Annotated in this window: 11 protein-coding genes; 4 read left to right on the top strand and 7 right to left on the bottom strand. The window is 59.9% G+C overall.

What is annotated here, in order from left to right:
- Positions 1-3,780, bottom strand: coding sequence for a hypothetical protein (locus tag LIY36_RS21105; protein WP_226457008.1), 3,780 nt, complete (start codon positions 3,778-3,780; stop codon positions 1-3).
- Between the two features lie 158 nt (positions 3,781-3,938).
- Positions 3,939-5,282: a CDP-diacylglycerol--serine O-phosphatidyltransferase gene (gene pssA / locus LIY36_RS21100; protein ID WP_226457007.1), complete on the bottom strand. Its 1,344-nt coding sequence runs from the start codon at positions 5,280-5,282 to the stop codon at positions 3,939-3,941.
- 125 nt (positions 5,283-5,407) lie between these two features.
- Here pssA and LIY36_RS21095 point away from each other — a divergent pair, with 125 nt between their 5' ends.
- Both LIY36_RS21095 and LIY36_RS21090 read left to right on the top strand, forming a co-directional pair.
- Positions 5,408-5,971, top strand: coding sequence for a TetR/AcrR family transcriptional regulator (locus LIY36_RS21095; RefSeq protein ID WP_226457006.1), 564 nt, complete (start codon positions 5,408-5,410; stop codon positions 5,969-5,971).
- A gap of 54 nt (positions 5,972-6,025) precedes the next feature.
- Positions 6,026-6,505: a nuclear transport factor 2 family protein gene (locus tag LIY36_RS21090; protein ID WP_226457005.1), complete on the top strand. Its 480-nt coding sequence runs from the start codon at positions 6,026-6,028 to the stop codon at positions 6,503-6,505.
- A 74-nt stretch (positions 6,506-6,579) separates the two neighbouring features.
- Here the strand turns inward: LIY36_RS21090 and LIY36_RS21085 are convergent, their stop codons facing one another.
- From LIY36_RS21085 to LIY36_RS21070, 4 genes are all read right to left on the bottom strand, one after another.
- Positions 6,580-7,737, bottom strand: coding sequence for a PQQ-dependent sugar dehydrogenase (locus LIY36_RS21085; protein WP_192301177.1), 1,158 nt, complete (start codon positions 7,735-7,737; stop codon positions 6,580-6,582).
- A gap of 11 nt (positions 7,738-7,748) precedes the next feature.
- Positions 7,749-8,063 (bottom strand): hypothetical protein, encoded by a 315-nt coding sequence (locus LIY36_RS21080; protein ID WP_226457004.1) that lies wholly within the window; start codon positions 8,061-8,063, stop codon positions 7,749-7,751.
- A gap of 117 nt (positions 8,064-8,180) precedes the next feature.
- Positions 8,181-9,080, bottom strand: coding sequence for a lipid A hydroxylase LpxO (gene lpxO, locus LIY36_RS21075; RefSeq protein ID WP_192301179.1), 900 nt, complete (start codon positions 9,078-9,080; stop codon positions 8,181-8,183).
- A gap of 201 nt (positions 9,081-9,281) precedes the next feature.
- Entirely contained in the window at positions 9,282-10,529 is a 1,248-nt protein-coding gene (locus LIY36_RS21070; protein ID WP_226457003.1) for a Wzz/FepE/Etk N-terminal domain-containing protein, read from the bottom strand.
- Between the two features lie 311 nt (positions 10,530-10,840).
- Between LIY36_RS21070 and LIY36_RS21065 the strand changes: the two genes are divergently transcribed.
- Positions 10,841-11,227 carry a TIGR03067 domain-containing protein gene (locus LIY36_RS21065; protein WP_226457002.1) on the top strand — a complete coding sequence of 129 codons (387 nt, stop codon included), beginning with the start codon at positions 10,841-10,843 and terminating at the stop codon, positions 11,225-11,227.
- Between the two features lie 10 nt (positions 11,228-11,237).
- Here the strand turns inward: LIY36_RS21065 and LIY36_RS21060 are convergent, their stop codons facing one another.
- On the bottom strand, positions 11,238-12,044 hold the full coding sequence (locus LIY36_RS21060; RefSeq protein WP_226457001.1) for a class I SAM-dependent methyltransferase: 807 nt from the start codon (positions 12,042-12,044) through the stop codon (positions 11,238-11,240).
- A 154-nt stretch (positions 12,045-12,198) separates the two neighbouring features.
- Here LIY36_RS21060 and LIY36_RS21055 point away from each other — a divergent pair, with 154 nt between their 5' ends.
- A complete protein-coding gene (locus LIY36_RS21055; RefSeq protein WP_226457087.1) occupies positions 12,199-13,437 on the top strand; it encodes an MFS transporter in 1,239 nt (412 codons plus the stop codon).
- The last annotated feature ends 82 nt before the right edge of the window (positions 13,438-13,519 follow it).

Genomic DNA, 13,519 nt, shown 5'->3' with positions numbered 1-13,519 from the left:
TTAACTTGTGCCGGCGTCGGGCTTGAAGTCAGTCAGCGGGGCTCCGGTTGGCTTATGGGTGAGCGGGTCAATCGCATACCACGCGACGCCCTGCTGCACCGCGTATAACCTGCACTGCTGGCTCACACCCAGGCGGCTTCCAGGGTAAGTGGCGCTGGCCGCGGGGGTGACACGCAACGTGTCGTACACCCCAAGTCCCCACCGGCATCGCTCAAAGGCAGTGGCCCCCATATAAAAGCCTTCACCAGCAGTCACAAACTCACCGGCCAACGCACGCTGGGCGGTCTTCATGACGTCAATCGAGCTGTCGAGCGGGTTGAACACGCTACGCACCAATGTCGGCGCCCCCTTGAGCCCGCGCATGGCAAACCCACGACCGCCGTACGGTACAACGACTTTCAAGCCCTTGAAGAATGCTTTGGCCCCAGCCACCCCGCCTGTCACGGCGAACGAGCCGAAGTCGAGCAGCAAGCCCTTGATGCCAGCCCCGACCTTCCCTTCGGCGATATCGGCAATCGCTCCGACAAACGGGATCATGCTCAACACCGTCCTCACGTTCAGGTTGGAAAAAACCGCGCTCGAACTGAAGGGGTAGTTACGTATTTTGTGATACGTGGTGGGCTGGTTGGCATAGTCGATCAGTTGCGTGCGCTTCTGATCAAAGGTGACATCGAGTATCGCGTTGGCGATCGCAGTGGTTTTGTCCGATGCCCAACTGTTCGGTACATAATCGGCACCCGGCGCGGGCCAGTTTTCCAGGCCCAGGCCCGGCAATGCAGCACCTGCTTTTTCGATAATGACGTTCGACTTTACGTTGGGACGCGGGTCCCCCCCGCTTTTATAGGCCTGAAAATCAAACGACTCCGGCAGGCCGTCACGAAAGGACTCGCGCCTGCGCGCTACCGTTCTCTCTTTCACTTGCCCGCCATAGACCTTGAGGCTGTCGCGCAGATCGTCGCGCCTGATGATCTTCATTGACCCCGGGAAAAACTCTAAATACCCACCCGTAGGGCTCGTCGCTTTCGTGTCGTAGCGAATCAACACCCCCTGCCTGCCGATTTTTTCGGCCACACCCTCAGGTTCGTATTGATCGTCCAGCAGGGTTTTGCCCGTGGCTTCACGCAGACTGAATACCTGGATGTCGGCAACCTCCAGGATTCGCCGCACATCCAACGGCGCGTTGGCGATCATCTGCCTGATTACCGTTGCGTGAGCGCTACGGGCATCGGCCAAATGCTTGTCCACAGCGGGTTCGACCAATGAGGCAATGTTCGGCAGCTGCTTGATGCGCTCGGAATAGGTTTCCCAGGAAATCTTCGGATGAACAAACGCGTAATCCTTGAGGTTGTTCAACACTTTTATCAGGGGGGGCACAAGAACGTGTAAAAGCTCCGGCGGAGCTTGTTCATAAAGGATCACGTCGGTTAAAAGCGGCCCAGACACACCCGTATGGCCCCGCGCTGCAGTGTCCATAGGCTGCAATCTGAAATCGCGGATCTCCTCCTCTGTCATCTCGGGAAACAGTAGCGCCAGTTGTTTGATCAGCAGGTTTGTCTGATTGGGCGTATCCCTCGTCAAGGTTTCGAATGCCTTGCCAATGCCCACCTCTCGGTCGACAAACGCTTGCGTGGCCGCTCGGTAGTCCTCTGACGAGTAATGTCCATCGGTACGCTTGGGAATCACGCCAGTCATCACGGCCCAATCCAGCACCGGTTGCGCGCCAAGGCTTTTGATCAATTGCTCCTGTTCATCTACCACCGGATTGAGCCGAGCAAGGGCATGGGCCTGGGTAATGTTCAATGCCCGCGAACTGCCTGGGCCGCCCAGTTTTTCCGACAGGGCACAGGCAAGTCGCAGGTTGAGCCAGGACGTTGAACCGATGCTCACTTGCCCGGGCGACAGCTTCAGTGCTGCAGGCGCTTGCGCCGGCACTTGAGGGTCGGGCTTGAGCAGGAACTCGGGGGCAGCCTGCGCCAAAAACAGGTGGGCAATCAGCGGCGCAGTGATCGCGTCCGCGCCTTTGCCGATCAAGTGCCGTTCAATGTCTCGGCGCTCCTCCTCCAGCGTACGACCGAGATTACTGGCGCGATAGATCTGGTGGCCCGCCACTACGCCCGGCTTACCGGGTACATCTGCCGTAATGCCGGTCTTGATCGCGGTTGCCAGGAGCTGATGCCGGGTTGCCCGTGAAAGCGCCCGCCCCTCGGCCACCTCGGCCATGTTCAGCAGCCGAGCCAGGGCCTGGGCTTTTGTTTTGGCCTGTGACGAGTCGAAGAAATGTTGAAGTTTCAGGTGGTCATCGTCGGGCATGCCTGACGGGAACGCGTGGTTGCGCAGTAGGCTATGCACCGAACCGGGCCCGGCGGCCTGGGCCCTTAATGTGGCCAGATCCGTTGGCGATAACGCTCCAGGGCCCCAGGTATAGGGCGTCAAGCCGGCGTAATCAGCGCCTATGGGCGAAGGCGGCAACGTGCTGCCGAGCCAGTCGATGACGGACTTCACTTGCCCGACTGTCGTGGGCGTCCCGAGCTTGGAAAACGCCAGGTACTGACGCGCATCGTAGGTGGGCCGGGAGCACAACGCGTTGCCGGTCGCCTGGCTCTTTTCAACCAGTTGATCAAACTCAGTGCGCAGCGTTCCAATGGCCGCTTTTTCCTGGGCGTTGCCGTTCGCCTGGACCTTGCCGATCTCATCGTCCAGATAGGCCTGTAATGACTGCCACTGCAGGTTGTCGCCACGCAGTTGCAGTTGCCCGTTCGAGATCCGGTAAACGTTATCGTCGCCGCCTAGCCCGATTTTCTGGATAAACGCCTGGAATGTCGGGGTCGCCAGCCATTGCAAAAACTGCTCGCGCGGCGCCTGGCTGATTTTTGCCAGCGTCGATTCGGGGTCGATCAGCACAGGCTTATCAGTCAGGTTGAGCTGATCGCCCTCGGCTTTAGCGTTGATCAGCGCCTGCAGTTGGGACGCCAGCGCTGGGCGCGTATCGCGGTCGCTGTTTTTCTGCAAAAGCTGCGAGAATTGTTCGCGCCAGTAAGCCCGCTTGTCGTCAGTAATGGGTGGCCAGCCGTTATCTTCCAGGGCCTTGCCCAACTGTGCCGCGTCCGCCGGTCGAGAGGGCGCATTCACCCCATAGAAGCCAAGTATCACGCGGACATCGCGAAAATCACCGGTTTTTGCATCCGGCATCAGCACCCCGGCATAGTCAGGGCACAATCTGTTGACGGCCTCGGTGACCTTCGCGCCAACCTCCCACCAGCCAGAGCCGTCAGTCGTAGTGAACCGTTGCCTGACTTTTTTGCCGTTGATATTCACCTCACCGTCGACCCCATCGTTGAAGATGCGCACGGTGGACACATCCAGGCCCTTGGACGCGAACCAGGCCTGCACCTTTGGCTCACGCAGGGCTTCGCCAAAAGCGTCGGTGAAGGGCTTGATCGAAGCATCGGGAGGAATGGGGTTGGCGTTGAGTTTGCCGGTGACCAGCCAACGCGCCAACGTGTCTTGCAAGCTGCTGTCGGCAGCCCTTGCACGCTCATCCGTTGGAAAAGGCCTGCTCGGCCTTGTCGTCACCTCACGCTTTCTGCGCCCAGAGGCCTGCTCAAGGATGACGAGCTTCAGCTGCTGGCTGCTTGTGCGCGGAGCACGACCCGGCAGCGGCGTTTCGGTTTGCCCTGATCGCCCTTGTAGGGCTGGGGGCTCAAGGGAGGTCGCAAAGGCGTTGTTCGGAACCGAAACAACTGCGCGCACAGACGAATAATCGAGCGGGAATGTCGGCATCGGGATTTCTCTTCACGGTTGAGGTCGCGAAAGTTCTCGTCCCTTAGAACCGTCCAAAGAAATCCTACAAAGCCACCTCAAGACCGCATGTAAGTGTTTTCGCAATGCACGTGCTGCCAGGGCCCGTTCAGCCCTGGGAGTGGTTTCGGGTTGTGTCGCTACAGAATCCGGTACAGCAACCGTTCGATCCGCACCCGACTGACCCGCCGCAGAAACTTGCCCACCGCCGCCGGGTAGTCCACCAGGGTCTGCAACTGCGCGTAACCGTCGATGCGCGTGGTGTGCTGGAAAATCTGCGCCAGCTCGGTACGCCGTGGCTCCAGCCACTGGCCTTGCGGGTCATCGATCAGCAAGGCGTTTTCCAGGTCCAGCCGAAACGCCCGCGGGTTGAGGTTGTTGCCGGTCAGCAACGTATAGCGCTGGTCGACCCACATGCCCTTGAGGTGGTAGGTGTTGTCGCCATCACGCCACAGGTGCAGGTTCAACTGGCCGCTGTCGATCATCGGCTGGTGACGCTTGGCGAAGCGGCGCAGGCTGATTTCGTACAGGTACGGCAATGCCGCGATCACCTTGAACGGTTCGCTGGGCGGGATGTAGAAGTCGTTGGCGGTCTTGTCGCCGACAACGATGTCGATCTTCACGCCACGCGCCAGGGCACGGTTGATCTCGCGGGTCACCGGCAACGGCAGGTTGAAATACGGCGTGCAGATCGTCAGCTGGTGCTGGGCGCTGGCGATGAGCTCCAGGATCACCCGGCTCAACGGGTTGTTCTTGCCCACCCCCAGCAAGGGGCTGACCGACAGATGACCGTTGGGCAACTGCCCGCAGGTGGTGTCGTAGGCCGCGTGTTTGAGGCGGCTGCGCAAATCGCCGATGTCGTTGCGCAGGCTGCGGGTGGTCGGCGGGTTCGGCAGGTCGAGGCGATGCACCGCTTTGGACGCCACCAGGCCGTGCTCGATCAGGTGTTGCATGGAATCGGCCAGCGGCTGGCTGTGAATCAGGTGATAGCGGTCGAAGCGATACTTGTCGAACTTGTGCAGGTAAACGTTGTTCAAGCTGGCGCCGCTGTACAGCACCGTGTCGTCGATCACAAAGCCCTTGAGGTGCAGCACGCCGAACAGTTCGCGGGTCTGCACCGGCACGCCATACACCGGCACTTCACTGGCATGGGATTGGGTCATCGCCTGGTACCAGGCGCTGTTGCCGGGCTGTTTGCCGGCACCGATCAACCCACGCTGGGCGCGCAGCCAGTCGACTACCACCACGATGTCCAACTCGGGCCTTGCGGCCTTGGCGGCATGCAGGGCGTCGTAGATTTCCTGCCCGGCTTCGTCCTGCTGCAGATACAGCGCGACGATGTAGATGCGGCGCGTCGCCTGGGGAATTTTCTCCAACAGGCAGCGGCGATAGGCATCGGCGCCGGACAGCACCTCGATGGCATCGGTGGACAGTGGGAAACCGCGCAGTTTAGGCAACAGGGAACGTTTGAAGAACGACGGCATAAGGCTCGCAATGGGTCGAATCCGAAGAGGCCCCGAGCTTACACCATGGGGGTGCTCAGGTCTTGCTGCGGCGCATGGAAAAAATTTAATTGACCATGAAGAACGATCGTTCTACTGTCTGCAACATGAACGATATGACCTATAGTGAAACCCGCGATATTATTCTCGACGTCACTGAAAAGTTGATCTACCGCCATGGCATCGCTGCCACCGGCATGGACTTACTGGTGAAAACCGCCGGCGTATCGAGAAAAAGTATTTACCGCTATTTCGCCAACAAGGACGAATTGGTGATTGCCGCCCTGCAACGGCGCGACGCGCGTTGGATGCAGTGGCTGCGCACTGAAGTGGCGCGCAGCGAGGGCAGTGGCGAACGCCTGCTGGCGCTGTTCACGGCGCTGAAGGCGTGGTTCGGCTCAGCCGACTTCCGTGGCTGCGCCTTCATCAACACCAGTGGCGAAACCGGCGACCCACAAGACCCGGTACGCCTGCTGGCCAAGGCGCATAAACAGAAACTGTTCGAGTACGCACTTGAACTGTGTCAAGCACATGGCACCGCCGACCCACCGCAGCAGGCCGCGCAACTGCTGATCCTGATAGATGGCGCCATTACCGTTGCCCTGGTGATGGGTGATTCAACAGCTGCCGATAAAGCGCAATGCATGGCGCGAACGTTATTGGGACTGTGAACGCACTTGCCTGGCAACTTTCGATAGAACCTTATTGTTTACAGGAGCTGCCCGATGTCATCTAACACCGAAACACGCCCGCCGTTGCCGCCGTTCACCCTCGAGTCGGCGGTCGAGAAAGTTCGCCTGGCCGAAGACGGCTGGAACTCCCGCGACCCGCAACGGGTGTCCCTGGCCTACACGCTGGACACACGCTGGCGCAACCGCGCCGAATTTGCTCACGGCCGTGAAGAAGCCAAGGGTTTCCTCAGCCGCAAATGGGCCAAGGAGTTGGACTACCGCCTGATCAAGGAGCTGTGGGCATTTACCGATAACCGCATCGCCGTGCGTTATGCCTATGAGTGGCATGACGACTCCGGCAACTGGTTCCGCTCCTACGGCAATGAGAACTGGGAGTTCGACGAAAACGGTCTGATGGCCAATCGGTTTGCCTGTATCAACGACCTGCCGATCAAGGAGAGCGAGCGCAAGTTCCACTGGCCGTTGGGTCGGCGACCGGATGATCATCCAGGGCTGTCGGACCTCGGCTTGTAAGCCTGCGCAGGATCAAACGGCGGGAGGGGACGTGCCCCCCTCCCGCCGTTTTTGACCACGTGGTGTCAGTACCATCAGTCCTGATTCAATCCGACCCGATACAACACGCCGTCATCTTCATCCGTCAGCACATACAAGTAGCCATCCGGCCCTTGCCGCACATCGCGAATCCGCGCTTTCAAGCCGCCCAGCAGGCGCTCTTCATGCACCACCTTGTCCCCTTCGAACTGCAAGCGGATCAATTCCTGGCTGGCCAATGCACCAATGAATGCGTTGTGCTGCCAAGGCTTGAAGCGGTCAGCGTCATAAAACGCCATGCCACTGATGCCCGGTGACTTTTCCCACACATGGTGAGGCGCCACCGTGCCTTCCGCCGTCTTGCCCTTGGCTTCCGGAATCGGCGTCAGGGAATAATTGATGCCGTGGGTTGCCAGCGGCCAGCCATAGTTCTTGCCACGTTCGATGATGTTGATTTCATCCCCGCCACGCGGCCCGTGTTCGTTTTCCCAGATCGTCCCACTCCATGGGTTGAGTGCCAGGCCTTGCGGGTTGCGCTGGCCGTAGGACCAGATCTCAGGCCTCACGCCGGCCTGCCCCACGAACGGGTTGTCATCCGGCACGCGGCCGTCCGGGTAAATACGCACCACCTTGCCTTGCAGCTTGTCGAGGTCCTGGGCGGTCGGCCGGTCGTTGTTTTCGCCCAGCGTCACAAACAGATAGCCGTCGCGGTCGAACGCCAGGCGCGAGCCGAAGTGGTTGCCGGTGGACAGCTTGGGCTCCTGGCGCAGGATCACCTTGAAATCCTTCAGTCCGCTCAAGTCGTCGGCCAATCGTCCGCGCCCGACCGCCGTACCGGCGGTGCCGCCCTGCCCGCCACCTTCGGCGTAGGACAGATACACCATGCGGTCCTGCTTGAAGTCCGGCGACAACACCACATCGAGCAGACCGCCCTGCCCTTTGGCCCAGACCTGCGGCACACCGCTCAGCGGTGCAGAGAGCTTGCCGTCCGGGCTGACCAGCCGCAGATGGCCGGGGCGTTCAGTCACCAGAAAGCCTTGCTTGTCCGGCAGAAACGCTACCGCCCAAGGGTGGTCCAGGCCCTTGGCGATCGGCGTGGCGGTGATGCTGCCTTGCTCACTGGGGAACTGCTGGCCATCGGCGGCGTAAGCAGTGGCCAGAGGCAGCAGCGTGCTGGTGCAGAGGACGGCGAGCAGCGTTTTACGTAAAAACATATGGCGAGTCCTTACCGGCGATTGCCGTTGGCATCGTAAGTGGGGGCTTTGGTTTCGGTGGCCGGACGGCTGGGGGCGGTATTACGCGTGGGGTAACGATTACCGATGCCACCGTTTTCAAGGGTCGGTGCAGGTGGGGTCGGGCCAGTCCGGGGGCCGCGAATGGCCGGCGCATTGGGCTGGGTGCCCTGCATGCTGTTGGGGTTGGCCCGGTGGATCGGGCCGTTGTTGGCGTCGTTGTTGCCGGGCAGGTTTTGGGCCTGGGCCAGTGAGGTCAGGGCCAGGCCCACCGCCAGCGCGGCCAGATGACGTACACAACTGTTCATGACAAAGCCTCTCAAGGGCGAGTAGTACGTGCTTTCGATAGCACGCTACGCCCAGGGTTCGGCTTTGGTAACTAAATTGTTTCTCATCAGGTGTAACACGATCTGTCTGCGCCAGGCTCAGATCAGCACGAAGATCATCGCCAATGCCGCAAAAATCGCCCACTTTTCCAGGTAATAACGCGTGCGGTTGCGCTTCTTCAGTTGTTTGCCACGCAGACGAATCTTGTACAGCCGCGTAAACGCTCGGTTCAGCCCGCCAGTCTTGTCGCCAGCGTCATTCGGCGAACCTGCGGCCGCCATCACGTTGCGGCTGAACCAGCGGTTGAATGCGCTCGCCCAGCGGTATTTCATTGGCCGTTCGATGTCGCAGAACAGAATGAGTCGGTTCTGCTGGGTGGTGTTTTCGGCGTAGTGGATATATGTCTCGTCAAACATCACCGCTTCGCCGTCACGCCAAAAATACTGTTCGCCATCCACATTGATGTAGCAACCGGGATCATTCGGCGTATCCAGGCCCAAGTGGTAGCGGTAGGACCCGGCGTAGGGGTCGCGGTGCCGCACCAGCCTCGAGCCCGGCGGCAACTCGGCGAACATTGCCGCCTTGATCGAGCCGATGCCTTTCACCAACTCCGTGGTGCGCGGGCACAGCTTCATGGCCGAGGGATGACTGTCGCCGTACCACTTGAGGTAGAAACGCTTCCAGCCCGACTTGAAGAACGAATTGAAACCCACGTCGTTGTATTGGTCCGAGCGCTTGATCGCCCCGGCGCGCATCAGGTTCTGGCCTTCTTCACGAATTTCCTGCCAGTGCTCCTGCAAGGGGCTCAGGTCCGGAAAGTCGCTGGGCGACAGGTACGGCCGGCTCGGCAGCTTGGAAAACAGGTAGAGAAAGCAGTTGATCGGCGCCAGGAACGTAGAGTGGTCGCTCAGTTGGCGACCCAGTTTGTGGCGCACCCGGCCACGCAGGTGTACATACGCGATGCAAGCAACGTAGAGGCCAACAATGATGAGTTTCACGGGAATCCGTCACACGTCAGAAGAAAACAGGCTGCTCCTGCGTGCCCACGACGGCCGAGGTTTAATAAGCAGCAGCTGAAATCACAATTCACAGACCGGCGACGCGCACGGTTGAATGACTCAGCGCGACGTCGCCATTGGCAGATATTTAGCCACAACTTGTAACCAAAGGTTAACTAAGAATTGTGAAAAGCTGTCCACTTAATGTGTAGAGGGTGTGCGTTCCCCCCGCGTCTGGAAGAGATGGCGGATCAGGGCCAGCAACATCCCGAGCATCAGCCCAGCCGACAGGCTCACGACGATGATAAGCGCCTTGCGCGGTTTGATCGGGCTCAGCGGTTCCTGGGCCGGGCGGTCGATTGTCACCAGTTTCAGCCCGTTCATATCAATATTGACGCCGCGCAGCCGTGCGATTTCGGCCCTGGGCCATTCCACATTCTGGATGAACATGTCGTCATCGCCACGTGCCTTGAGCGCATCGACTTCTCGATTCGCCTCCAGCAGACGCAGCTCCTTGCCGATTTCGGCGACGCGCTCACTGGTGAAGTCGTCGCCGGTGCGCTGCTGCAACGCGGCACGCTCGGCCTCCAGTGCTTGAGTGCCCATCAAGTAGAGCGCTGACGCCTGGTTCGTGACCTGCGTAGGTGATGCTTGGGGTGTGCCCACTGCCGAGGGCGTTTTTATTCCGGCGGACCTGGCAATCGCAATCGCCTCACTCAACTGCGCCAAACGTTGGGTGCGCTGCACTCGCAGCGCCAAGCGCAACGCATCGAGTTCGTCCTGTAGCTGGGCGCGTTTGATGCTGTCGTTTTCCAGTAATTGGGCGATTTTTGCCGCTTTTTCCCGAGCGTAATCTTTACGCGCGTTATCGATCTTGCCCTTGAGTTCCGCCAGACGATTGTTGACGATCACCGTCAAGTCGGCGCCAACCTGATCCCGCTGGCGAGCAATCGCATAGTCGATAAAACCGTTGAGGATCGCCACACCATCGACGCCTTTTGGGTACTGCATCTCCACCCGCAGGGACGCGTTGCCCGCGTCGCTGCCTTTGGAATCAAACAACATCAGATTGAATGCCTCAGCGCTTTGGGCCTGGCTGTATCCAGAGCGCTCATCGGCTGCAAGCAACGTGGGGTTCGCCCTGAAGAAAGCCAAACGGGTTTCGTAGGAATCCAGCTGCACCGCCACTTTGGCCAACGCATCCGCCGGTGACAGCTTGTACACATCGGAACGGTTGAGCGCATCCAACTCATTGATGGCTACCGGCCTCAGCACACTGCTGACCTGATACACCTGCGGCGACATAAACGCGTAAATGGCGCCCAGCAGCCCGGCGACAAGTGCACAGCCAGCCACCCATGTTTTCTGCTTCCAGATCGCTTGAAGCAGGTCAAACAGGTCGATTTCGTCAGAAGCGGGATGCTGGCGTAACGGATGAGTATTTTTCAACGTTGATATGCCCCGAAAAATTGTTACTCAGTGCCCAACTACACAGACCTGAATAACGACGGAATAAACAGGGGGCAACGTCAAGGACACACAAGGCGTCCTCTGTTACTGACGAAAGCATAGACGGTTGCGTGGCGGACACTGCCCGAGGGCCAGAAAATAACGCTAATCCATTGGCAAAAAAGGAAAAATCTCGGCCAGCGGAATAAAAGCAGACCATTCCTACAACCTTGTGAACTCAAGTTAACGGAGTAAAGTGAAGCCCCCCCCCTAACGACTCGCGACCAGTCCAACAACAAAAAGGAATTTGTATGACATTTACTGCCGACCCAGACTTCCAGGCCCTACAAGGCATCTGGGAACAGACCGCGCTGGAAGACAGTGGCGTGCTCAACCCGGTCGATGCCCACAGCGCTCCAGGCGCCGTGACCACCATTACCGATGATCGATTCGAAGTGACTACCGTCGACGGCGAAGTATTGCTGGCTGGGCGGTTTTTCCTGGACAGCGCCGCTGTCCCCAAAAGCATTACCTGGATCGATGCCATCGGCGAAGACGCTGGCAAGCAGTTGCCCGCCAGCTATCGCCTTGAAGCGGATGAGTTTGTGTTTATTGCAGCAGATGACCACATGCCCCGGCCGACGGTATTCAGCACAGGGCCGGGGCAAACCATGCGTACCTTCGTGCGCAGAGCCTGAGCGCCAATGCTCAGCGCTTGCTTGCCGTCAGGGTAAAACACAACGGCAACTGCGCGAGCTGGTGCTCATATTGGTCATAAAGTTCCTCGCGGTTGGAATGCGGGTACTCCTGCAAATGACCAATCTGCAGGCCCGCCCCAATTGCCGCGGTGATCAGACTGCCCAAGGTGTGCACAAACCAATAGGACGTAGGCCCGGCCGTCTCACCCAGCCCTTCATAGACGATGGACTCCTGCAACACGAAAGGATCGCGCTGGAAATACGAGCTGGCGGGCAACTGCGGATTGTCTGCGCGTGGGTCAAACACTTCCAGGAACGGGTGGGTTTCATACATCACCAGCGTGCCGCCGGACTTCAGGGTACTGGCGACATGACGCATGAACAGCGCCACATCCGGCATCCAGCCCAGTACCCCAATGGTCACCAAGGCCACGTCGAACCGTTCGTGCAGACGCTCGGGCAATTGATAGACATCGGCCTCGATAAACTCGGGGTTATGGGGCGAGACCTGTGCCAGCTCCCCTGCCTGCTGCAAAAAGGCCCGGGATTGATCCACACCCACCACCGAACGCGCGCCCAGGCTGAACAACGACAGGCATTCGCGGCCGTTGTTACAGCACAACTGCACCACGTCTTTACCGTCTACACCGACGTCTCGCAGCAAGGCGGTGATGGTCGGGTCCAGCCGCGAGAAATTCGGGTCGGCGACCGCGCGCAGCAAGCTCTTCCAATTATCGGTGTCTTTGTGCAACTGCGCCGACTGGTCCCAGGCGCGCTTGTTGCTGGTGATGGCCTGCTGGGCCGAGGGCATGTCCATTGCTTCTCCAGGGAGTTGTCTTCGCGGGTACAGAAAGTAAGCCAAGCGCGTCGGGAATAAAACCCTGATGACGCTGCGAAACTAATCCCAAAGCCGGCAGGTCATTAACGCAATGCGTGTTCAGCCGTTGAACGCCGCCCCCGAAGAACCCGCCGTGGCCCGACATTCAGACCTGCGCAACACCCTGTCCCTCGACAGCCTCAACTTCTTCCTCGCGGACGTGCGTGACGGCCTTGGCCCCTACCTGGCGATTTACCTGCTGGCGGTACACAAATGGGACCCCGCCAGTATTGGTGTCGTCATGACCCTGGCCGGCATCGCTGCACTGCTTACCCAAGGCCCGGCCGGAGCACTGATCGACCGCACCCACAGCAAGCGGGCCGTGATCGCCATCGCCGCCATCCTGGTCACCCTCAGTTGCCTGCTGCTGCCTTTCGTCAGCTCGTTCAGCCTGGTGGCCTTGACCCAAGCGGCCAGTGCCGTCGCCGCCTCGGTGTTCGCCCCGGCCATTTCTGCGATTTCCCTGGGCATCACCGGACCACGCGCCTTCACCCGCCGCACCGGCCGCAACGAAACCTTCAACCACGCCGGCAACGCCACCGCCGCACTGCTGGCCGGTGGCCTGGCGTACTTGTACGGCCCGGTGGTGGTGTTTTACCTGATGGCCTTCATGGCCCTGGCCAGCGTGGTGGCGATCAGCTGCGTGTCGGCCAGCGCCATCGACCACGACGTCGCCCGCGGTTTCGACCCCACCCACAGCCGCGACCACACCCAACCGTCCGGCCTGCGCGTGCTGCTGGCAAACCGCCCGCTGCTGGTGTTCGCCATCTGCTGCGCACTGTTCCACTTGGCCAACGCTGCGATGCTGCCGCTGGTCAGCCAAAAGCTCGCGCAAATCAACCTGCACCTGGCCACACCGCTGACCTCCGCCTGCATCGTCGCCGCACAACTGGTGATGGTGCCGGTGGCCTGGCTAGTGGGCATAAAGGCCGATGTGTGGGGGCGCAAACCGTTGCTGCTGGCCGGCTTCATGATCCTGCCGGTACGCGGTGTGCTTTACACCTTGTCCAACGATCCCTACTGGCTGGTGGCGGTCCAGCTGCTTGATGGCGTCGGTGCAGGCATCTTCGGCGCACTGTTCCCGGTCATCGTCAAAGACCTGACTCAGGGCACCGGCCGCTTCAACGTCAGCCTGGGCGCCCTGTCCACCGCATTTGGCCTGGGCGCGGCGCTGAGCAGCAGCCTGGCCGGTTTTGTCGTGCAACAGGCTGGGTACAATGCGGCGTTCCTGACGTTGGCGGGTGTGGCGACGGTGGCGCTGGCGCTGTTGGGCGTAGCGATGCCGGAGACGTTGGTGAGGGGGGCTTCGGTGCGGCGTGTCACTGTTGCCTGAACTCAAAAATCCCACCAGGATCGTCGACATTGTCCTGTAGGCTACCTACACGTTTGGCTACTGCCATCGGCACTGGATAATC

It is taken from the genome of Pseudomonas sp. AF03-9 (assembly GCF_020515815.1).
Taxonomy (GTDB): Bacteria; Pseudomonadota; Gammaproteobacteria; order Pseudomonadales; family Pseudomonadaceae; genus Aquipseudomonas.
Note: the sequence above shows the minus strand (reverse complement) of the source record. Positions and strands in the feature narration are given on the sequence as shown.

Excerpts from the sequence above, each read along its gene's own strand:
- LIY36_RS21105 (WP_226457008.1), bottom strand. The coding sequence starts at position 3,780 with ATGCCGACATTCCCGCTCGATTATTCGTCTGTGCGCGCAGTTGTTTCG.
- pssA (WP_226457007.1), bottom strand. The coding sequence starts at position 5,282 with ATGCCGTCGTTCTTCAAACGTTCCCTGTTGCCTAAACTGCGCGGTTTC.
- LIY36_RS21095 (WP_226457006.1), top strand. The coding sequence starts at position 5,408 with ATGAACGATATGACCTATAGTGAAACCCGCGATATTATTCTCGACGTC.
- LIY36_RS21090 (WP_226457005.1), top strand. The coding sequence starts at position 6,026 with ATGTCATCTAACACCGAAACACGCCCGCCGTTGCCGCCGTTCACCCTC.
- LIY36_RS21085 (WP_192301177.1), bottom strand. The coding sequence starts at position 7,737 with ATGTTTTTACGTAAAACGCTGCTCGCCGTCCTCTGCACCAGCACGCTG.
- LIY36_RS21080 (WP_226457004.1), bottom strand. The coding sequence starts at position 8,063 with ATGAACAGTTGTGTACGTCATCTGGCCGCGCTGGCGGTGGGCCTGGCC.
- LIY36_RS21065 (WP_226457002.1), top strand. The coding sequence starts at position 10,841 with ATGACATTTACTGCCGACCCAGACTTCCAGGCCCTACAAGGCATCTGG.
- LIY36_RS21060 (WP_226457001.1), bottom strand. The coding sequence starts at position 12,044 with ATGGACATGCCCTCGGCCCAGCAGGCCATCACCAGCAACAAGCGCGCC.